Source organism: Micromonospora coriariae, from assembly GCF_900091455.1.
In the GTDB taxonomy this organism is placed as follows: domain Bacteria; phylum Actinomycetota; class Actinomycetes; order Mycobacteriales; family Micromonosporaceae; genus Micromonospora; species Micromonospora coriariae.
Genome location: NZ_LT607412.1, coordinates 4,799,098 through 4,819,721 on the forward strand (window position 1 = coordinate 4,799,098; position 20,624 = coordinate 4,819,721).

General features: G+C 70.9%; 15 protein-coding genes. 6 read left to right on the forward strand and 9 right to left on the reverse strand.

What is annotated here, in order from left to right; genetic code table 11:
• Window positions 1–7: 7 nt before the first annotated feature.
• Both GA0070607_RS22395 and GA0070607_RS22400 read right to left on the reverse strand, forming a co-directional pair.
• Window positions 8–1,753: an ABC transporter ATP-binding protein gene (locus GA0070607_RS22395; RefSeq protein WP_089019949.1), complete on the reverse strand. Its 1,746-nt coding sequence runs from the start codon at window positions 1,751–1,753 to the stop codon at window positions 8–10.
• Window positions 1,750–3,531: an ABC transporter ATP-binding protein gene (locus GA0070607_RS22400; RefSeq protein WP_231930148.1), complete on the reverse strand. Its 1,782-nt coding sequence runs from the start codon at window positions 3,529–3,531 to the stop codon at window positions 1,750–1,752. The genes GA0070607_RS22395 and GA0070607_RS22400 overlap by 4 nt, the downstream gene beginning before the upstream one ends.
• Before the next feature lie 139 nt (window positions 3,532–3,670).
• Between GA0070607_RS22400 and GA0070607_RS22405 the strand changes: the two genes are divergently transcribed.
• Both GA0070607_RS22405 and GA0070607_RS22410 read left to right on the forward strand, forming a co-directional pair.
• Window positions 3,671–5,377, forward strand: a complete 1,707-nt coding sequence (locus tag GA0070607_RS22405) for a bifunctional 3'-5' exonuclease/DNA polymerase (RefSeq protein ID WP_089022026.1) — start codon at window positions 3,671–3,673, stop codon at window positions 5,375–5,377.
• 141 nt (window positions 5,378–5,518) lie between these two features.
• A complete protein-coding gene (locus tag GA0070607_RS22410) occupies window positions 5,519–6,112 on the forward strand; it encodes a nucleotidyltransferase family protein (RefSeq protein ID WP_089019951.1) in 594 nt (197 codons plus the stop codon).
• A gap of 323 nt (window positions 6,113–6,435) precedes the next feature.
• On the opposite strand, the gene GA0070607_RS32430 is transcribed toward GA0070607_RS22410, so the two are convergent.
• Together GA0070607_RS32430 and GA0070607_RS32435 are read right to left on the reverse strand one after the other, a co-directional pair.
• A complete protein-coding gene (locus GA0070607_RS32430) occupies window positions 6,436–6,648 on the reverse strand; it encodes a hypothetical protein (RefSeq protein WP_157743196.1) in 213 nt (70 codons plus the stop codon).
• A 110-nt stretch (window positions 6,649–6,758) separates the two neighbouring features.
• Window positions 6,759–6,932 carry a hypothetical protein gene (locus GA0070607_RS32435; protein ID WP_157743197.1) on the reverse strand — a complete coding sequence of 58 codons (174 nt, stop codon included), beginning with the start codon at window positions 6,930–6,932 and terminating at the stop codon, window positions 6,759–6,761.
• On the opposite strand from GA0070607_RS32435, the gene GA0070607_RS22415 reads away from it, so the two are divergent.
• The 4 genes from GA0070607_RS22415 (at window position 6,931) to GA0070607_RS22430 (ending at window position 13,629) form a co-directional block, all read left to right on the forward strand.
• Window positions 6,931–7,263 (forward strand): hypothetical protein, encoded by a 333-nt coding sequence (locus tag GA0070607_RS22415; protein WP_157743198.1) that lies wholly within the window; start codon window positions 6,931–6,933, stop codon window positions 7,261–7,263. The two genes, GA0070607_RS32435 and GA0070607_RS22415, sit on opposite strands and share 2 nt — an antisense overlap.
• A gap of 167 nt (window positions 7,264–7,430) precedes the next feature.
• Window positions 7,431–11,603: a golvesin C-terminal-like domain-containing protein gene (locus GA0070607_RS22420; protein ID WP_089019953.1), complete on the forward strand. Its 4,173-nt coding sequence runs from the start codon at window positions 7,431–7,433 to the stop codon at window positions 11,601–11,603.
• An 80-nt stretch (window positions 11,604–11,683) separates the two neighbouring features.
• Window positions 11,684–12,943, forward strand: a complete 1,260-nt coding sequence (locus GA0070607_RS22425) for an ATP-binding protein (RefSeq protein WP_231930150.1) — start codon at window positions 11,684–11,686, stop codon at window positions 12,941–12,943.
• A gap of 14 nt (window positions 12,944–12,957) precedes the next feature.
• Entirely contained in the window at window positions 12,958–13,629 is a 672-nt protein-coding gene (locus tag GA0070607_RS22430) for a helix-turn-helix domain-containing protein (RefSeq protein WP_197701115.1), read from the forward strand.
• 43 nt (window positions 13,630–13,672) lie between these two features.
• Here GA0070607_RS22430 and GA0070607_RS22435 read toward each other — a convergent pair whose 3' ends face one another.
• From GA0070607_RS22435 to GA0070607_RS22455, 5 genes are all read right to left on the reverse strand, one after another.
• Window positions 13,673–15,082, reverse strand: a complete 1,410-nt coding sequence (locus GA0070607_RS22435; RefSeq protein WP_089019955.1) for a GH1 family beta-glucosidase — start codon at window positions 15,080–15,082, stop codon at window positions 13,673–13,675.
• A complete protein-coding gene (yicI, locus tag GA0070607_RS22440; protein ID WP_089019956.1) occupies window positions 15,079–17,319 on the reverse strand; it encodes an alpha-xylosidase in 2,241 nt (746 codons plus the stop codon). Before yicI ends, GA0070607_RS22435 begins: the two co-directional genes overlap by 4 nt.
• On the reverse strand, window positions 17,316–18,212 hold the full coding sequence (locus GA0070607_RS22445) for a carbohydrate ABC transporter permease (RefSeq protein ID WP_089019957.1): 897 nt from the start codon (window positions 18,210–18,212) through the stop codon (window positions 17,316–17,318). The genes yicI and GA0070607_RS22445 overlap by 4 nt, the downstream gene beginning before the upstream one ends.
• A 1-nt stretch (window position 18,213) precedes the next feature.
• Window positions 18,214–19,182, reverse strand: coding sequence for a carbohydrate ABC transporter permease (locus GA0070607_RS22450; RefSeq protein ID WP_089019958.1), 969 nt, complete (start codon window positions 19,180–19,182; stop codon window positions 18,214–18,216).
• A gap of 67 nt (window positions 19,183–19,249) precedes the next feature.
• The gene (locus GA0070607_RS22455) at window positions 19,250–20,554 is read right to left on the reverse strand and encodes an ABC transporter substrate-binding protein (protein ID WP_089019959.1); all 1,305 of its coding nucleotides are present in this window, start codon (window positions 20,552–20,554) and stop codon (window positions 19,250–19,252) included.
• Between the last annotated feature and the right edge of the window lie 70 nt (window positions 20,555–20,624).

Here is a 20,624-nt window from a genome sequence, read left to right on the forward strand (position 1 = left end):
CTTCCTTTCATCTCGGGTGGTCGTGGGCGTGCCAGGAGTGCCAGAGAGCGGCGTACGCCCCGCCGGCCGTCACGAGTTCGTCGTGGCTGCCGATCTCGGTGATCCGACCGTCGGCCAGGACGGCGACCCGGTCGGCGTCGTGCGCGGTGTTGAGCCGGTGCGCGATGGCGATGACGGTCCGCCCGACCAGCACGGCGGCCAACGCCCGCTCGGTACGCCGGGCGGTCGTCGGATCGAGGGCGGCGGTCGCCTCGTCCAGGATCAGCGTGTGCGGGTCGGCGAGCACCAACCGGGCCAGCGCCAGTTGCTGCGCCTCGGCCGCGCCGAGCTGCCGGGCCCCGTCCCCGAGCGCGGTGTCCAGGCCGTCGGGCAGGTCGGCGTGCCAGTCGGCGCCCACCGTGATCAGCGCCGAGCGCATCTGCTCGTCCGATGCGTCCGGGGCGGCGAACGCGAGGTTGTCGCGGAGCGAGCCGATGAAGACGTGGTGTTCCTGAGTGACCAGCGCGATCCGGCGACGACGCTCGGTCGGGTCGAGGTCGGTCACCGGGCAGCCACCGATGCTGACGACGCCGCGGCGCGGCGCGTCGATCCCGGCCAGCAGCCGGGCCAGGGTGGACTTGCCGGCCCCCGACGGGCCGACGACGGCCAACCGCTCCCCGGGGTGTACCTCCAGGTCGATGCCGTGCAGCACGTCGCGCCCACCGCCGTACGAGAACCGCGCCTCGCGTACGACGAGTCGCTCTCCCCGCGACGTGGCGACCGTGCCGGGCGGCTCCGGTGGGACCAGGCCGACGCCGAGCACCCGGGCGAACGACGCGAAGCCGCGCTGCGCCTGCTCCGTCCACTGCAGCAGCCGGTCCAGCGGATCGATCGCCTGCTGCAGGTAGAGCGCGGCGGCGACCACCGCGCCGAGCGACACCATCTCCTCGGCGAGCAGATACCCGCCGACGAGCAGAACCATGGCGACCGGCAGCGGATAGCTGGCCTCCACCACGCTGAAGAACACCGTACGCAGTGCGAGGGTCGCCCGCCGGGCCCGCCACACCAGGGCGATGCGCGTGGTGCCGTGCCGGATCCGATCGTCGGCCAGCCGCAGCGCCTCGACGGTGCGGGCGCCCTCGGCGGTGGTGGTCAGCGTCTCGGTCAGCTCCGCGGACGCCGCACCCTCGGCGAGGTACGCGGAGCTGGCCCGCCGCAGGTACCAACGGGTCACCGCCCAGATCGACGGCAGCCCGGCCAGCGCCACCAGCCCGAGCAGCGGGTGCAGCAGGAAGACCGCCCCGAACAGCAGCGTCAGCTGCACCGAGGCGATGACGATGGTGGGCACCACGTCCCGGACCGTGGTGCCGACCGTCGACACGTCGACGGAACTGCGGGTGGCCAGGTCCCCGGAACCGGCCCGCTCGACGACCGAGACGGGCAGCCCGAGCGTCCTGTCGACGAACTCCTCGCGCAACTCGGCGACGGCCCGCTCCCCGAACCGGTGACCGGCGTACTGCGCGTACCGGGAGAGCAACGCGCTCACCAGGACGCACCCGCCGATCGCCAGGGCCAGGCGATCCACGGTGGCCACACCCGCACCCGCGCTGACCCGGTCGACGATGGTGCCCAGCAGCCACGGCGGGGCCAGCCCGGCGACCGCGGCGGCGGCGTGCAGCGCCAGCACGATGCCGACCGAGCGCCGGTGCCGGCCGATCAGGTCCCGCAGCGCGCGGCGTACGGTCCTGCGGTCCGCCACCGGCAGTCGGCTCACGGAAAGGCCCCCTCGACGTCGGCGGGTCGATCCACGTCCGGATCGGCGCTGTCCCGGGCCACCAGATGCCGGTAACCGGGATCCTGCTGGAGCAGGTCGGTGTGGGTGCCGGTGGCGACGATCCGGCCCGCACGCAGGTGAGCGACGAGGTCGGTCCGGCTGAGCAGCAGCGGCGAGGTGGCGAGCACGACAGTCGTCCGTCCGGCTCGCGCGACACGTAGCCGTTCGGCGATCCGCGCCTCGGTGTGCGCGTCCACCGCCGACGTGGGGTCGACGAGGATCAGCACCTCCGGCTCGGCGAGCAGCGCCCGGGCCAGGCGTACGCGTTGGCGCTGGCCGCCGGAGAGCGTACGGGCCCGGGCGTCGATCACGGTGTCCAGCCCGGCCGGCAGCGCGTCGACGATGTCCTCGGCCGACGCGGCCCGCAGAGCCGCGGTGATCCGGTCGTCGTGGGCGCTCAGAGGGTCGTCGTTAAGCCGGGCGTCGTCGGACTCGGTCCGGGAGAGCAGGATGTCCCGCAGCGTGCCGGGGAACAGGTACGAGTCGTGATCGGCGACCAGGATGCGCGCGCGGACCTCGTCCAGGGCGATTCCGGTCAGCGGGACACCGTCCCAGGTGGATTCGCTGGCGACGTACCGGCCGAGCCGGTCGGCCAGGGCCAGCGCCGCCGAAGGGTCGTCGGCGGCCACGCCTGTCAGCCGGCCGACGGGGATGGTCAGCCCGGTCACCGGGTCGTGCAGGTCCGCGGGGTGCTCCGGCGCGGATACGACGTCCGGGCGGCGTCGGTCCGGAACGCCACTTCGCCGATCCGGTGCGCTGCGCGGGCCACCGACGTCGTCCGGGGCGAGTTGGAGCAGGGCGACGATCCGCCGGGCGGCGACCCGCCCGCGGATCAGTTGGTGGCTGCCTTCGAGCAGGAACCAGACCGGCACGATCAGGGTCGCCACGTAGCCGTAGACGGCGACCAGCTCACCGATCGTGACGTCACCGGCCACCGCCATCCGGGCCGTCAGCCACACCACCGCCGCCAGGAACAGCCCGGGGATGGCGACCGTCGCCGCGTCGATCCAGCTGTTGACCGCGCCGACCCGGTAGCCCTCGGCGAGCAGGTCGCGGGATCTGGCCGCGTACCGGCGGGCGAACAGGTCTCGACCGCCCACCCCGGCGAGCACCCGAAGCCCGGCCACGATGTCGCCGGATCGGGCGGTGAGCGCGCCCTGCTGCTTGCGGTAGACCGATTCGGCCCGTTCCAGGCGGCGGAGCAGCGGGCCGACGACCAGCCCGACGGCGGGCACGCCCACCAGGATGCAGAGCGCGAGCATCGGGGAGATGGACCAGAGGACCACGGCGATGACCGCGTACGCGACGACCGCGCCGACGCCCGGCCCGGTCAGCGTGAGCACCTGCGCCGACCAGTCGATGTCGGAGCCGCCGATGGTGGCCACCTCGCCGGCGGCGACCCGGCGCGGCAGCACCGCGCCGATCCGGGACAGCTGCCGCAGCACGACGGCGGCCGACCGGGCCTTGGCGTCCTCCCGGATGAAGGTCATCGTGCGGTGCCGCATGATGCCCAGGTACGACAGCCCCACGCCGGCGACGACGATCGCCGCCACCCAGAGTGCCAGGGCCCGGGTGTCGCCCGCGCGCAGCCCGTCGTCGACGGCGCGGGCGATCAGGTAGGGCCGGACCGACAGCCCGATCATCCAGGCCGTGCCGAGCAGGCTGCCGCGCAGCACCCGCCAGGGCTGGCGGCGGACCAGCCACCAGAGGTACCGCATCGGACCCCCGGTTTCCGGAGTGCCAGGGTCGGAATGCGGAATCTGCGGGGGCACCCGGCCACGCTACCGAGCCCTTTCACGACCCATCGACCCGTTTGCCGGCGCAGGCCGAGATGTAAGGAAGGGCACCTTTGCGTTCCTGTCAGAGGGGCGAGGCAGAATCGCATCTGTGCTGGTGGCGGTGGTGGCGGATGAGCGGGGTGGGGGAGAGCTGCGCCCGTTGGACGCCGCCGGAGACCCCACCGGTCCGACCGAGGCCGTCACCGACCTGGCCGCGGCGGTGGCCGCGCGGGAGGCCGCCGAGCGTCCGCGCTGGATCTGGCCGGCCGCCGGCGCGGTCTATCCGGCGTTGCTGCGGGCCGGGGTGCGCGTCGAGCGCTGCCACGACGTGGAGCTGACCGAGGCGTTGCTGCTCGGCCACGCCGGCCGCTGGGGTGAGCCGCGCTCGTTCGCCGCCGCCTGGGCCCGGCTCAGCGGCGCGCCGGTGCCACCCGACCCGCCGCCGCGCCCGGCCGCGCCGCCGGGGCACGGGCAGGGCGCACTCTTCGACGCGCTGCCCGGCCCGGCGGGCCCGGGGGTCGACGCCCTGACCCGGGTGTACGCCGACCAGCTCGCCCGGGTCGCCGCCACCGAGCATCCGGGTCGGTTCCGGCTGCTGGTGGCCGCCGAGTCGGCCGGCGCGCTGATCGCGGTGGAGATGGGTGTCGCCGGGCTGCCGTGGCGGGCCGAGGTGCACGACGCCATCCTCGCCGAGCTGCTCGGTGAGCCGTCACCGGTCGGCGGCCCGCCGCGCCGCCTGGCCGAGCTGGCCGCCCGGATCGCCGACGCGTTCGGCGTCCGTCAGTTGCACGCCGACTCCCCGGCCGAGCTGCTGAAGGCGTTCGCCCGGGTCGGGGTGGAGCTGCCCAATACCCGGGCCTGGGTGCTGCGCGGGGTGGACCATCCGGCGGTGCCGCTGGTGCTGGAATACAAGGAGCTCTACCGGATCTGGACGGCGCACGGCTGGTCCTGGCGCGAGCAGTGGGTCCGCGACGGGCGATTCCAGCCGGAGTACGTCCCGGGCGGGGTGGTCTCGGGCCGCTGGGCCACCCGGGGCGGTGGCGCGTTGCAGATCCCGAAGGTGATTCGCCGGGCGGTGGTGGCCGACCCGGGCCGGCGGTTGGTGGTCGCCGACGCCGGCCAGTTGGAGCCCCGGGTGCTGGCCGCGGTCTCGGGCGACGCCCGGCTGGCGGCGGCGGGCGGGGCCGGCGACCTGTACGCCGCGCTGGCCCGGGATGCCTTCGCCGGTGACCGGGCCAAGGCCAAGGTGGCCCTGCTCGGCGCGATGTACGGGCAGACCGGCGGAGCGGCGGTGCCCGCGCTGGCGGTGTTGAAGCGCAGCTACCCGACGGCGTTCGGCTACGTCGAGGCGGCGGCGCGCACGGGTGAGGCGGGCGGGCTGGTGCGCTCGTGGCTGGGGCGCACCTGCCCGCCCGGTTCAGCCGGGTTCGGTGACCCGGACGGGCCGAGCGACCCCGATGGCGTGGCCGACCCGCAGAGTCCCCGGGCCCGCGCCGCCCGGTCGCGGGGGCGCTTCACCCGCAACTTCGTCATCCAGGCCACCGCCGCGGAGTGGGCCTCGACGCTGCTGGCCACGCTGCGCACCGAGCTGGCCGGCACCGACGCCGAGCTGGTCTTCTTTCAGCACGACGAGGTGGTCGTGCACTGTCCGGCGGCACAGGCCGAGGCGGTGGCGGAGGCGGTTCGTCGCAGCGGTGAGCGGGCCACCGCGCTGCTGTTCGGTGACACTCCGGTGCGATTTCCGCTGGATCTGTCCATCGTCGACTGCTACGCCGACGCGGCATAGCGCACAATTTTCCTATTTGCCCCGCTACCCGAGGCTGTCCGCACTCGTTGCATCCGGTGTCCGTAGGACGGGACGGACCGGGTGCCGCCGTGCCCGGTCCGCTCCACGGTGGAGGGGGCCCAGCTGAACCGGATCGCAGGAATGATCATCGCCGCGGGCGGGGGGCGCCGCATCGGTGGTCCCGAGGCGCTGCTGCACCAGGGGGAGAAGCCCCTGGTCAACCAGATGATCGACACGATGACCGAGGCGGGCTGCGAGCAGATCGTGGTCGTACTGGGTGCCGCCGCCGACCAGGTCCGGGAAACCGCCGACCTGGGCAGGGCCACGGTGGTCATCAACAAGGCGTGGGGCACCGGGGTCGGCTCGTCCATCCGCGCCGGCCTGGCCGCCATGGAGGACGAGGGGATCGAGGCGGTGGTGGTGGTCCCGGTCGACATGCCGGGCCTGACCGCCGCCGCCGTCCGGCGGGTGGCCGCGCTGCCGTACCCGGACGTGCTTGTCTGCGCCACCTACGACGGGCTGCGCGGCTACCCGATGCTCTTCGGCCGCCGGCACTGGCCCGGCATCGCCACGCTGGCCAGCGCGGACGTGGGCGCCCGACCGTACCTGCTGGCACACAAGGACCAGATCGTCGACATCGGCTGTGACTCGGTGGCCGACGGCAGTCGGGTCGACAGCCCGGAGTTGATGGCGCTCTACGGGCTCACGGTCCCGCCGCAGCGCGTCGGCGTCTGACCCGCTGACCGTCTCTCCCACCGGGGTGGACCTGGTCGGGCGGCGAACGGACGCCGGACCGGCTGGTTCGGGACCGGCTGCCTGACTACACGCTGAGCCGGCCGGTCCCCTGCGAGCAGCCAGCGCCGTCGCCGCGCGGTCGGCGGCGCCGCCGACCGGGCTGCGGACGCTCGGGGAGTGCTGGCCCGAGGTGGTGGCGGCCACGGACTAACTGCCCGGCACCCTTTGCCACCACGACCTCCGGCGATCGACCGTGCGTACGAACACCGCCGACTGGCTCCGAGCCAGTCGGTTGCGGCTGTTCCGCGAGCGTGGGCTCGACTTCAGGCCGAGGGCCAGGCCGTGGCCATGGTCGGCGCCGAGATCAACAACGCCGCCGCGCTCGCCCAGAACGGACCTCGGCCCCGCCACGCCGCCGTTGCCGGCACCGCCGCCACCACGATGTGGCGCCGCGGTTTTCGCGGATTCGTTGGGTGCGCGCGACCGCACACGATGACTAGCGTCACCTCCAGATCGATCGCGGTTAGCAGCGTCATCAAGATCTCACAGGGCACGAGGAATCAGAGGTTGCCGACGCCGTAGGCGCATGCAGGACCCGGCGAACGCGGGGCATCCTGCCGGCGCCCGGCTAGGGAACAGAAATCCCTCACGTGCCATGGGTCGATCGCAACGTCTGGATCAGGCGAACGTTCTCGGAGAGGAACACCATGAAATCGAAGCGAATCCCGGCGGTGGCCGTCGCACTGGCCATGTCGCTCGCCGGCTTGACGCTCGCCCAGCCGGCCCAGGCGGCCAACTCCAGCATCACCCCGTTCTGCATGGCCAACCTGTACGTCCTGACGTACAGCGGGAGCGCCACCGACATGCCGATGTGGTGCCGCCTCCAGGCTGGACCGGCGGCGAGTTACGGCTACACCGGTCCTGCCGACGGCTACCCCGGGGTGAACACGTGGAAGGGCGTCCAGCGTTATCTGACGGCCTCGAATGTCTACAGCGGCCCGATCGATGGAATCCCGGGCACGAACACTTACAAGGGCATCCAGCTCATCGCCCGAAACGGCGGCTATGAGGGTCCGATCGACGGTGCCCCCGGCTACTACACCTGGCGCGGCTTCGACATGGCTATCCGTGTCGGGTGGTTCGGACTCTGACAGCCGGTGTGTGGGTGCCGGACCGGCGACCGTCGGCCCGGCACCCAACCTGCTCTGCGGGTCCCTCGCCCGACGGCGGTCACCCCGATCAGCCGAACCTCCTGCGAGCCGCACCTCGACGGCGTGAACGCGAGCCCCCGTAGCCCTCCCACCCCCCGGAGACGCACATGCAGACCCGCCCGACGGTTGTCCGCGCCCGCAGGCACGCCGCACTGCTGCTCGTGGCCGCGCTCCTCAGCATTCCCGCCGCGTCCGCCCAGGCGGCGCGGCCCGTCGACGACGGGCGGAGCAGTGCGACGCCCGGCGGCCGGCAGCCCGAGTCGCCGGGCGAAGGGCTCGCACCGCGGGCGGTTCCGGAGCAGAACCGTGACCGCGTCCTCGCCCGGGGCTGGAAGACCTCGGACGACGTCGCCTGGGCCACCACGGCCGACGGGCGTGGGTTCCACATCCTCAAGGCCGACGCAGCAGAGGGATACGAGTGGCGAGTCGTCGCGACGCTGCGCGAGAGCCTGGTCGACGTCGACCAGTGGGTCGGGCAAGCGTGCCTCACCTCCTCCGGCGACAAGGTGGTCGCCGTGTACGCGCCCCGGGCATTCGCGAACAAGCCCGACCTCTACGACCGGGGCGGCTTCACCGCGGTCGTCGACCTCCGGGGCGGCACGGTGACCAAGCTGGGAGTCACCGCCTCCCTCGCCTACTTCAACCCCGGATGCGGCGCCGACGACCTCGCCGTCCTGACCCAGGCGAAGGCCCGCGACGACCAGGGGCAAACCCGTCTGGTGGTCGTCGACGCCCGCCGCGGTACGGTCGGCGCGCGGCCGGTCGAGCTCGACGGGCAGGTGACATCGGCGATTCCCCTCAGTCGGACCAGGATCGCGGCGGCCAAGGGTGCACAGGTCGTACGGGTCGACGACCACGGCGCGGTCGCGACCGTCGCCAGGACCACCGGTGTGCCCTTCCGGCTGACCGCCGACGCCGACGGCGGCGTGGTGCTCCTGGACCGAATTCCGGCGGCGGCACCGGGCAGCAAGGCGCAGCGGGCGCCGTCGGCGGCGGGAACGCCCGCACGGGACGAACTGGTCGCGCTGCGCCTGAGCCGCGAGCAGCTCGGGCGGGGCTCGCCCCGGTCGACCGCCACCGACGCCGCGGTGACCAAGCCGACGGAGATCGCCCGCGGCACCTTCGGTGACTTCAGCCTGGCGCCGGCCGCGCACGGCAGGATCGCGGTTCTCGGCGCGGCGAAGGTCCGCGGCTCGGCGCGCTACCTCAAGCACCTTCCGCGGGTCGCGCCAGGCGCGAGCGCCAGCACCAGGGCTGCGGCCTTCGTACACGACGTCGACTGGACCGGTGGGCGCGTCCCGCAGGCCGAGGGTGAGAACGCCCCGATCGAGCTGTCACTCACCGTCCCGGCCACCGACCAGACGGTCCGGCTGGGCATCGACCTGGCCCACCCCACGACCGCCGGGACGGCACCCGGCCAGGGACCTGCGCCGGTCACCGGCACCGCGACCGGCGGCTCGAAGCGTGCCAGCGGCAGCCCTGACACCGCGGCATCCGCGCCGGTGACACCCGGAGACGAGATCTCGCCGGCGCTGAACCTCACATCCACGACGACCGCGTCGAGCAGTCTGGTCGTCGACGACCTTCCCGAGTCCGCCGGTGAACGTACCTGCGCGATTGCCCGCAATGACCACAGACGGCAGGCCATGCAGCCGAAGCCGAGGCAGGTCGAATGGGCGGTGAACCAGGCGGTTACGAAAAACCTCGACGCCCTGTGGAATCCCACCGGTGTGGACGGCTGGCGCACCCGGGTCGAGCTGGGCAGCGCCAAGCCGCTGCAACTCTTCCCGACACCGGCGATCGCCGGTTGGCCGACGAGTCACGTCCCGGCGCAGGTCGTCCTCGGCATCGCCATGCAGGAATCCAATCTGTGGCAGGCCGCGAGATACGCCATGCCCGGCGTCACCGGAAACCCGCTCGTCGGCAACTACTACGGCATCGACATCTACAACGACGACGAGGCCGACGACTGGGACATCTCCATGGCCGACGCGGACTGCGGCTACGGGGTGATGCAGGTGACCGACGGGATGCGGATCGGCGAGCGCACCTACCAGCAGCAACACGCGATCGCGCTGGACTACGCCTCCAACGTCGCCGCCGGACTTCAGATCCTCGTGCAGAAGTGGAACCAGACGTACAACGCGGGTCTGATCATCAACAGCGGAAATCCGCAGAACATCGAGAACTGGTTCTACGCCGCCTGGGCGTACAACTCGGGTTTCTATCCGCAGTCCGAGGCCGCGGCGAACAACGGCGCCTGGGGGGTCGGCTGGCACAACAACCCCGCCAACCCCAAGTACGACCCGGAGCGCGATCCGTTCCTCCACAACAACCACTTCTCGGATGCCGTACATCCGAACTGGTGGCCCTACCCGGAGAGGGTCATGGGGTGGGCGGCCTGGCCGATGGGGTTGTACGAAGCACCCGGCAAGGAGGTGCCCGCGTTCCGCGGCGCGTGGTGGAACAGCGAGAGCTACCGGTACGCGGTGAAGCCTCCGATGGACACCTTCTGCGACGCGACGAACCGGTGCGCCAAGGACCTGGTCGGTACGTTCCCGTGGAGTCCGGGTGAACCGGAGATCCCCGGGCCCTGTCTGAGCACCGAAGGGGGCACCCCCGACTATCGATGCTGGTATCACCGACCTGCGACCTGGAAGGACTGCAGCGTCGAGTGCGGGTACGAGTTCATCCGCTTCCCCGAGGACTGGGAGGAGGAGGCGAATGGCACCCCGTACCCGCCGAACTGCAGCCGCAGCGCGTCGGCGTCGGGGAACGCCGCGCCGGCTGGCGCGTACATCGTCGACAACGACCTGAACGGTGTGCCCTCCGTCCGCCCGTGTGCGGACATCCCGAGCGACGGCACCTTCGCCATGAGCTTCGCCAGCGACCCCGATGGCACCATGCCGTCCAAGGTCGATATCCATCAGCTCGGAGCTGGCTTCGGTGGGCGCTTCATCTTCGGTCACACGAGGTCGGGTAGCCCCGGGGGCATGCAGGACCGCCTCGAGGCGGTCGGCACCTGGAAGCTGAACCGAGCCGCGTACGGCTGGATGCGGGTGGCGGTGCACTTGCCCGACCACGGCGCGCGGACCCAGCAGGCCAAGTACACGATCCACCTGGGCGACGGACGCTCGACCGTGCGCTATCTCAACCAGAAGCGCCAAGCCAACAACTGGGTCTCGTTGGGCGCGTTCAAGTTCAACGGTGTGCCGAGCGTGAGCCTCACCAACGTCACCCTCGACGGCGACGGGACGGAGAACGTCGCGTGGGACGCCGTCGCGTTCCAGCCGTTGAGCCGCGAACCCGTCAAGGTGGCCGTCCTCGGTGACTCCTACTCGTCCGGCGAGGGGACCGGCGACCCGGCGGACTCCGGGCCGGCGGGCTACTACGCCGAGACCAACACCGACGGTGGCGATCTGAAGTGGCAGAACTCCTGCCGGCGCAGCCCCGAGGCGTGGGCGAGGAAGCTGGTCATGCCGGGCATGAGCGAGTCGGTGGGCGCGCTGGAGGGCCGGTGGAGTTCCGACGTCGAGTTGGGTTTCGTCGCGTGCTCCGGGGCGGTGACCGAGCAGTTGAGTGTGCCCTGGTACTCCCGCGTCTCCGAAACCGGCGGATACCGCGGAAAGGGGCAGTGGTCGGAGTATCCGCAGGTGTACTCGGGGGTCCTGAGCGCGGACACGGACTACGTCGTCCTGACGATCGGCGGAAATGACGGAGATCTCTTCTCGAACGTTCTCACCACCTGCGTGGCCCAGCCGCTGTGTGCCGAGTCCCCGATCTGGGACACCGTGTACGACCAGCTCGACGACCACACGATCCCCGACACCGAGAAGCTCCTCCGCAAGATCCACGCTATGGCGCCGAACGCCAAGATCGTCCTCGCGACATATCCGACGGTGTTCAGGATCGACGACGCCGAGGCCTGCTGGGTCGAGCCGTGGGAGCTGACCGAAATTCTCCCGCTGCAGACGTACCTGACGCGGAGTCAGGGCGACCTGATCCTCAAGTTGTGGGCGACCGACGGGCTGAACGTGTCATTCGCCCCCGTCGACGACCAGTTCCGCCGGCACGACGCCTGCGAACCACTCGGGTTCAACTGGATCAACGGACTGACGCTGCTGAAGCAGGGAGACGGCGACGACTCGCCGACCAGCATGGCCTCGTTCCACCCGAACGACCAGGGCACCACCGCCTATGCGGCGGCGATCAGCGCGGCCCTGACCGCCCCGGTGCCCAACGTGCCGTGGAACCCGATCCCGCCGAGCCTGGGCCCGTAGTGCCGCGGCCGGGCGGCTATCTTGGCACCGCTACGGACCGCTCGGACGAGAGCGTCGCCGCACAGCGGATCAGGAGAGCCATGAGCCTGTACGTCGCCCGGAACAGGCTCGGCGCGCTGCCCACGACGACGGCCGGCGTGGAACGCGCGTTCACGATCTTCATCGCCGGTGTCCGCCTGGGCACCGTCGCCCAGATGGTCCCGACCCTCTACGTGGGGATGCAGTCGTCCGCACGGCCGGGTCTCTACCTCACGACGTGGCTGGCCGCGACGTTCGCCGCACTGGCGGTGAGCGTCGCGTCGCTGGTGAGGGGCCGGCCACTGGGCGCCGGTTACGTTCTCGCGGACTTCGCCCTCGCGAGCGTCGTGATGCTCGTGGGGCCCTTGGTCGTCGGCCCCGAGGACCGCGTAGGCACCTGGGTGGGATTCCAGCCAGGCAACGCGCTGTCGGTGATCATTACGGCCATCGGGGCGAGGTCACCGGTCGTGCTGGCGGTCGGCATGCTCTCCGTCACGGGCAGCTACGTGATCCACGTGTCCGGCGCCACCCTTCAGGGGCCGGGGTTCACCACGGTCATCGGCAACGCGCTGACGTTCGTGGTCTACGCGCTGGTATGCCGCATGTTCAGCACGTACATGCGGCGTATCGCGCGGGACGCCGACGCGTCCCGCGCCGTCGCGGCTGAGCTGGCCCGCCGCGAGGAGGAACGCCGCGCCCAGGTCCTCATGCACAACGGCGTGGCCGTGATGCGGCTTCTCACCGAGCCCGACCTCCCGGACGCGACCCGAGTACGCCTGCTCGAGCATGCGGAGGTCGAGCTACGGCGAATGCGTGCCTACCTGAGCTGCCAGTCGTCGCCCGGCACGACGACGCAACCCGCTGGTCGTCCCGACCCACACCAATCGCGGGAAGGCACGACCTCATTCGCGGACGAGGTCCGCCGCACCTGCACCAGGTTCAGAGACCTGCCGATCGAGCTCGCACTCGATCTCGGCACGGGGATCAGGATGGCACCGACGAAGGTCGAGGTCGTGACACGAGCACTGGACAGCCTGCTGCTGAATGTCCGCGAGCACGCGAAGGCAGAAATGGTCGTCGTCCACCTGGACGCCGACCCCGACGGGTCGTGGACCCTGACAGTCAACGACAACGGGTCCGGCTTCGACTCCACGTCGGCCAGCCAGGGGATCGGCCTTCGCGAGGTGGTGGTCGGCGAACTGGAACGCGAGGGGTACTCCGTGGCGGTGACCTCTCAGGTGGGGGACGGTACGACGGTGACGATCACGTACGCGGCGCGGGTCGTCCCAGGGCCGCCCGCCAAGCGCGCGGGGGCGCTGTGAGGCCAACCGTTGCAGTGGTCGACGACGCCTCGGTCATCCGGGAGTCGATTGCGATACTGATGTCCGAAATCCAGGTCGTGGCGGCCGTTTCCACGGTGGAGGAGCTCGTGCGAATAGGGCCCCCGGCTGATCTGGTGGTCCTCGACCTGCACCTGGCCAACGCCGCGCAGCCCGACGTGCGGCAGGGCATCGCGGCGATCCGCGCGTTGACCGATGGCGGGTACCGGGTCTGCGTCTACAGCCAGGAGGAGCGTCGGTTCGTCCTGGCCGCCTGCATCGCGGCGGGCGCACACGGGATCGTCTCGAAGTCGCTGTCGGCCGCCGCGGCACAGCAGAACTTCGCTGAGGTCGCCCTTGGAGGAACGGTGATTCCTCATTCGCTCATCGGACTCCTCGAAGTGCTGGTGCGGCGCAAGGCGATTACGGTGCTCACCGATCGGCAGCGTCAGGTCCTGCACGGTCGCGCGCGTGGCTTCAGCTACGGCCAGCTCGCGAGACGCCTCTTCACGGCCGAGAGCACGCTGCGCGGGTACTGGAAAGACATCACTGAGACGTTGTCCGACTACCTCGCATCCGCGACGCCTGCGGAGATCGAGCACGCGCTCGGGCTTGCGCCGGGCGACCTGCTCGAGTTCTGGCCGGACGGGGGCACACCAGTCAACTGGTGGAGGACGGCCTCAGGGTAGCCACGACCCGGCGGCGTCGAGTTCTACCGCACCGTCGCGCCGGTCAGCCTGACGGCTCATCGAGGCGACCGTTGGCGACCAGGCGCCGGTACCAGTGCGCGCTGTCCTTCCAGGTGCGCTCCTGGGTGTCGTAGTCGACTCGGATGATCCCGAACCGCCGGTCGTAGCCGTAGCCCCACTCGAAGTTGTCCAGCAGCGACCAGACGAAGTAGCCGCGCACGTCCGCGCCCTGCTCGCGGGCATCCGCCATGGCGGCGATGTGCCGGCGCAGGTAGTCGACGCGCCGCTCGTCGTGCACCGTGCCGTCGGCCGACACGACGTCGTCGAACGCCGCGCCGTTCTCGGTGATCATCAGGGGCTGGCCCGGGTACTCCTGGCGCAGCCGCAGCAGCAGCCCGGTCAGCGCGGCCGGGTCGATGTTCCAGCCCATCGCCGTGTACGGGCCGGGCTGAGGCAGGAAGTCGACGTCGTCGGCGCCGACCCACGGTGAGTGCGTCGAAGCGCCGTGACCGTCGGCGTCCGAACGGGCCGAGTGCCCGTCCCAGGCCCGGACCAGGGTGCTGGAGTAGTAGTTGACGCCGAGCACGTCCAGCGGCACGGCGGCCACCTTCTCGTCGCCGTCGCGGACGAACGACCAGTCGGTGACGCTCGCCGTGTCGGCCAGCAGGTCCGCCGGGTACGCCCCGCCGAGCATCGGCCCGAGGAACGACCGGTTGGCCAGCGCGTCGATGCGCCGTACCGCGTCGGCGTCCGCCGGCGAGTCGGACTCCGGGCGGATCACGTGCAGGTTCAGCGTCACCGAGAGTTCGGCCGTCGGCGCCAGCTCGCGGACCACCCGCCCGGCCAGGCCGTGCGCCAGGTTGAGGTGGTGGACCGCGGCCAGCGCCGCCGCAGGTTCGGTACGCCCCGGCGCGTGCACGCCGGAGGCGTAGCCCAGGTACGCCGAGCACCACGGTTCGTTCAGCGTGGTCCAGGTGTGCACCCGGTCGCCGAGCGCGGCGACGATGCCGGCGGCGTACTCCTGGAAGCGCAGCGCGGTCTCCCGCACCGGCCATCCGCCGGCGTCCTCCAGCTCCTGCGGCAGGTCCCAGTGGTACATCGTGGCGACCGGGCGAACCCCGCGCTCCAGCAGCCCGTCCACCAGCCGGGAGTAGAAGTCCAGGCCGGCCTGGTTGAAGCGGCCGGAACCGCCCGGCTGCACGCGCGGCCACGAGATGGATAACCGGTACGCGCCCAGGCCCAGCTCGGCGATGTGGTCCAGGTCCTGCTGCCAGCGGTGGTAGTGGTCGGCGGCGACGTCGCCGGTGTCGCCGTTGAAGGTCCGGCCGGGGGTGTGGCTGTAGGTGTCCCAGATGGACGGCCCGCGCCCGTCCTCGGTGGCCGCGCCCTCGATCTGGTACGCCGCCGTGGCCGAGCCCCAGACGAAGCTCTCCGGGAAGGTACGTGACGTCATCGCGCCGCCACCTCCGTTCCGGCCACCACGCAGTGGTACGCCGACGAGGCGCCCGCCACCAGTTCGGCGGTGGCCGCCCCGTCGCGGAAGCTCACCTCGAACTCCACGCCGGGCCCGCTCCCGGGCGCCGGTATGCGTACCCGTTGACGTTGCCCATCGGCCGGCGTGTAGAGCCGAAGTTGCACGCCGTCGGCCCAGTCGTAGTCGGGCCGGTCCGAGCGCGCCCCGAACGGGATGATCGCGCCCGGCCGGGCGAGCACCGGCACGCTGTCGAACTCGTGCTTCTCGGTGACCCAGGCCGGACCGGTGAGCTGCGCGCCGGTCACCAGGTGCGTCCAGGTGCCGGCGGGCACGTAGAAGGTGACCTCCCCGTCGGCGCTGAGCACGGGCGCGACCAGCACGTCGGAGCCGAGCATGTACTGCCGGTCCAGGTGCGCGGCGGTCGGGTCGTCCGGGAACTCCAGGATCATCGGCCGCATCATCGGGATGCCGTCGCGGTGCGCCTCCTGCGCCGCGCCCGCCAGGTACGGCATCAGGCTGAGCTTGAGCCGGGTGAAGTGCCGCAGCACGTCGACGGCCTCGTCGTCGTACGCCCACGGCACCCGGTACGAGCCGGAGCCGTGCAGCCGGGAGTGCGAGGACAGCAGACCGAAGGCGATCCACCGCTTGAACACGGCCGGGTCGGGGGTGCCCTCGAAGCCGCCGATGTCGTGGCTCCAGTAGCCGAAGCCGGACGCCGCCAGGGACAGCCCGCCGCGCAGCGACTCGGCCATCGCCACGAACGTCGACTCGCAGTCGCCACCCCAGTGCACCGGGAACTGCTGCCCCCCGGTGGTGGCCGAGCGGGCGAACAGCACCGCCTCACCCTCCCCACGCTCGGCCTCCAGCAGCTCGAAGACCGCCTTGTTGTAGAGGTACGAGTAGTAGTTGTGCATCCGCTGCGGGTCCGAGCCGTCGTGCCACACCACGTCGGTCGGGATGCGCTCACCGAAGTCGGTCTTGAAGCAGTCGACGCCCATGTCCAGCAGCACCTTGAGCTTGCCGGTGAACCAGCGGACCGCGTCCGGGTTGGTGAAGTCGACCAGTGCCATGCCGGCCTGCCACTTGTCCCACTGCCAGACCGACCCGTCCGGGTTGCGGACCAGGTAGCCGGCCTGCCGGCCCTCCTCGAACAGGTACGAACGTTGCGCGATGTACGGGTTGATCCAGACGCACACCTTCAGGTCACGCTCGTGCAGCCGGCGCAGCATCCCCTCCGGGTCCGGGAAGGTCGCCGGGTCCCAGACGAAGTCGACCCAGTGGAACTGGCGCATCCAGAAGCAGTCGAAGTGGAACACCGACAGCGGCAGGTCCCGCTCGGCCATCCCGTCCACGAACTCCGTCACCGTCTTCTCGTCGTACGAGGTGGTGAACGACGTGGACAGCCACAGCCCGTACGACCACGCGGGAACGCGGGCCGGACGGCCGGTCAGCGCGGTGTAGCGGCGCAGCACGTCCTTCGGGGTGGGCCCGTCGATGACGTAGTAGGTGAGCGACTGCCCCTCGACGCTGAACTGGGCCTGCGTGACGACCTCCGAGCCGACCTCGAACGACACGTGCTCGGGGTGGTCCACGAACACCCCGTAGCCGGCGCTGCTGAGGTAGAACGGCACGTTCTTGTACGCCTGCTCGCTGGCGGTGCCCCCGTCGGCGTTCCAGATGTCCACGGTCTGGCCGTTCTTCACGAACGGGCCGAACCGCTCGCCCAGCCCGTACACCGTCTCGCCGACGCCGAGGGCGAGCCGTTCGTGCACGTGCCGGCGGCCCTCGCCGTCGGTGACGATGCCGACGCTGCGCGCGGTGGACGCGGTGACCAGCCGGTCGCCGTGCAGGAAGTCGACCCGCCACCCGTCGATGAGCGCGACCCGGGCGGTCAACTCGCCGGTGGTCAGCGACGCGCTGATCCCGGTGATGTCGACGGTCACCGGATGTTCGTCGTTGGTGGCCAGCCCGAAGTGGGGCTCGCGCGGCAGCCCGCCGCTGTGGTGGCCGATGGTCACGCCGACGACACCCGGCGCGGGGGAGAAGAACCGGACGGTGACCACGGGCCGGTTGAGGGTGTCGCCGCGCCCGGTGATCTGGCCGGCCGGCGCGAAGACGGTGAAGCCGCGCTCGTCCGGCTCGACCGATTCCACTGTGCCGGGGCGCAGCACGCTGACGCCGGGGCGCAGTTGCCAGTACCCGTCGGTGAACTTCACTTCTCGGCTCCTGCCGTGATGCCGCGCGCCAGAGTGCGCTGGAAGATGAGGAAGAAGAGGATCGCCGGCACCAGGCTGATCAGCGAGCCGGCGTTGGTGGTCGGGGCGTCCATCAGGCGGTCGCCCTGCAACGACGCGAGCGCGACCGGAATGGTCTGCGTCTGGTTGTCGATGAGCATGACCAGCGGGATCAGGAACTCGTTCCAGGTCCAGATGAAGAAGAAGATGAGCAGCACCGCGAGGGTGGGCCGCAGGTTGGGAAAGACCACCCGCCACAGCACCGTCCACTTGCCGGCCCCGTCCAGCGAGGCGGCCTCCAGCAGCGAGCGCGGAAACGTGCTCAGCACCGAGGCGAGCAGGTAGGTGCCGAACGCGCTCTGGATCACGGTGAAGATGATGATCACCGAGAGTCGGGTGTTGTAGAGGCCGATCTCCTTGGCCACGTAGTAGAGCGGGTAGATCAGCGCTTCCTGCGGCAGCATGTTGGCCAGCAGGAAGAGCCCGACGATCCAGAGCCGGCCGCGGACCCGGCCGATTCCCAGGGCGTACGCGTTGAGCAGCGAGACGACGACGCCGAGCACCGCCACCGAACCGGCGATGAGCGCCGAGTTCCACAGCTTCAGCGGGAAGTTCACAGTGGTCCAGTACGTCCGCAGACCCTTGGTGTAGAACTCCGTCGGCCAGCTCAGCGGACCGCCCGAGGAGTAGTCGGCCGGCGACTTGAACGCGTTGAGCAGCATGAACGCGAACGGCACCAGCATGGCGAGCGCGGCGATCGTGACCACGGCGAGCACCACCCAGCGGGCGGCGCCGCGGCGCCGCCGGTCGCGGCCCGGCCGGCTCTGGCGCGGTGCCCGCGCCGTGCCCTCGGCCGGGATGAGCGTGACGGCCATCTCAGAACCCCCGATCCCGGCGCTCGCTGCGGGCCTGCATCCAGATGAAGACCACGGCCACCACGATGATGATCAACGTGAGCACCGTGGAGATCGCCGAGCCGTAGCCGACCTGGAGCTTCTTGAAGAACGTGTAGTAGGCGAAGTAGGACGGCACGTTGGTGGCGTTCTCGGGGCCGCCCCGGGTCAGGGCGAAGATCGGCCCGAACACCTTCAACGCGGCGATGGTGCAGGTCAGCGCCACCACGAAGGTCTCCGGCCGGATCTGCGGGAGGGTGATCGCCCGGAACCGGTGCAGCCAGTTCGCGCCGTCGACCTCGGCGGCCTCGTACAGCTCCGGGTCGACCCGCTGCAGCGCCGCCATGAAGACGACCACCGGGTAGCCGATCTGCACCCAGATCATCACGGCCATCACGGCGGGCAGCGCGGTGTCCGGGTCGCCGAGCCAGTCGTGCCGTAGCGCGCCGAGACCCACCGCGTCGAGGAGGCTGTTGAACGCGCCGTCAGGGCGCAGGATCCAGCCCCAGACGATGCCGGCCACCACGACGGGCAGCACCTGCGGGAGGTAGAACGCGGCCCGCAGCGCGGCGGCGGTACGCGGCCGGAACCGCCGGCCGATGACGTCGAAGAGCACCGAGGCGAGCACCAGCCCCAGCAGGGTCGGCACCACCACCATCGCGACGAGCATCGCGACGGTGTTGCGGAACGACGCCCAGAACACCTCGTCCTGCAGCAACTGCTGGTAGTTGTCCAGGCCGACCCAGGTGGGGTCGCCCACCCCGGACCACTTGGTCAGCGACAGGTAGCCGGTGCCGACCAACGGTGCGCCGATGACCAGGATGAAGAGCACCGCTCCGGGGAGCAGATAGAGCCAGTACGCCGCGTTGCGGCCGCGACCCTTGCGGCCGGGCGGGGGCTGGGTCGGGGTCGCCGGCGGGTGCGCAGCGGCGACGGTCTCGGAGACTGCCATGGAAGATCCTTCCCGGTGGAGCGGGCGGGCGCTCCGGGCGTGCCGGTCGCGCCCGCCGCTCGCCGTGTCACTTGCCGGTGATCTCCTTGACGCCGTCGGCGTACGGCTTGGCGATCGTGTCGAGGACCTGGTCGGGCGACTTGGAGCCGTTGATCAGGCCCTGGAAGCCGGAGACCAGCACGTCGTAGTAGCCGGGAACCGGCCAGTCCGGGTAGAAGGCCAGACCGTCCTGCTTGCTGACCGTGTTGAAATCCTCGATCAGCTTCCGGTCCTTGGGGTCGCTGATCTTCGCCGGGTCACCGGCGACCGGGACGCCACCGTTGTTGCCGATCAGGTCCTGGATCTCCGGACGCAGCGTGATGTCGATGAAGTCGTACGCCAGGCCCTTGGCCTTGCTGGTCTCCGGCACCACCCAGAGGTTGCCGGACGAGCCGGCCTGCAGGGTGTTGCCGGGGAAGAGGAAGGTGTCCCAGTTGGCCTTCATCTCGGCCTTGAACCGGCCGTACCACCAGCTACCGGAGACGATCATCGGGGTCTTGCCGCCGATGAACGCGGTGCCCATGTCCTCGGCCTTCAGGCTCGCCGAGTTCTTCGCGACGTAGCCCTTGCGCACCCACTCGGCGAAGGTGTCCGCGCCGTACTTCAGCGGGTCGGCCGTGAAGTCCACCGGGTTCTTGTAGAGCTGGTAGTTGTCGACGAACTGCCGGTCCGCCTTGGACAGCGCCAACTGGTAGAAGAGCTGACCGGCCGGGTACTCGGCGCCGGCCATGCCCAGCGGGGCGACGCCCTTGCCGACGAAGGTGTCCATCGCGGCGGTCATCTCCGCCATGCTGGTCGGCACCTGCACGCCGTACCTGTCGAAGAGGTCCTTGTTGTAGTAGACCGTGACGTACTCGCCGTAGTTCGGCACGCCGAACCAGTTGCCCGAGCCCATCACGCCCTTGTCGCTGTAGCGGGCGGTGGTCTGCAGGCTGGGGCTGAGCTTGCCGGCCCAGCCGCGCTTGTCGGCCTCGGCGCTCAGGTCGGTGAGCAGGCCCTGGGAGGAGAGCAGGCCGGCGGTCGCGTTGCCCTTGTTGTACTCCATGATGTCCGGGCCCTCGGACGAGTTGATGATCATCCCGGCGTTCTGCTGGATCTGCTCGAACGCCTTGCGCTCGAAGCGCACCTCGACGCCCGGGTGCTCGGCCTTGAAGATCTCGATCGCCCGGTCCCAGGCGACTCCCATGGCGCTGTTGGCGCTCTCGTAGTGCCAGAGTTTGAGGGTCTTGGCCCCGCTGTCGTCCCCGCTGTCACCACCGCCGCACGCGGCCACGGTGGTCGTCGCGGTAGCCGCCAGGGCGATCGCGGCGACGATCCGGCGGAATCGCTGCATTGCTATCCTCCTCGTTGAGTATCTAGCCGGTACTGCACTGGGCCCGTCGTCGCGTTGCAGCGCGGCGACG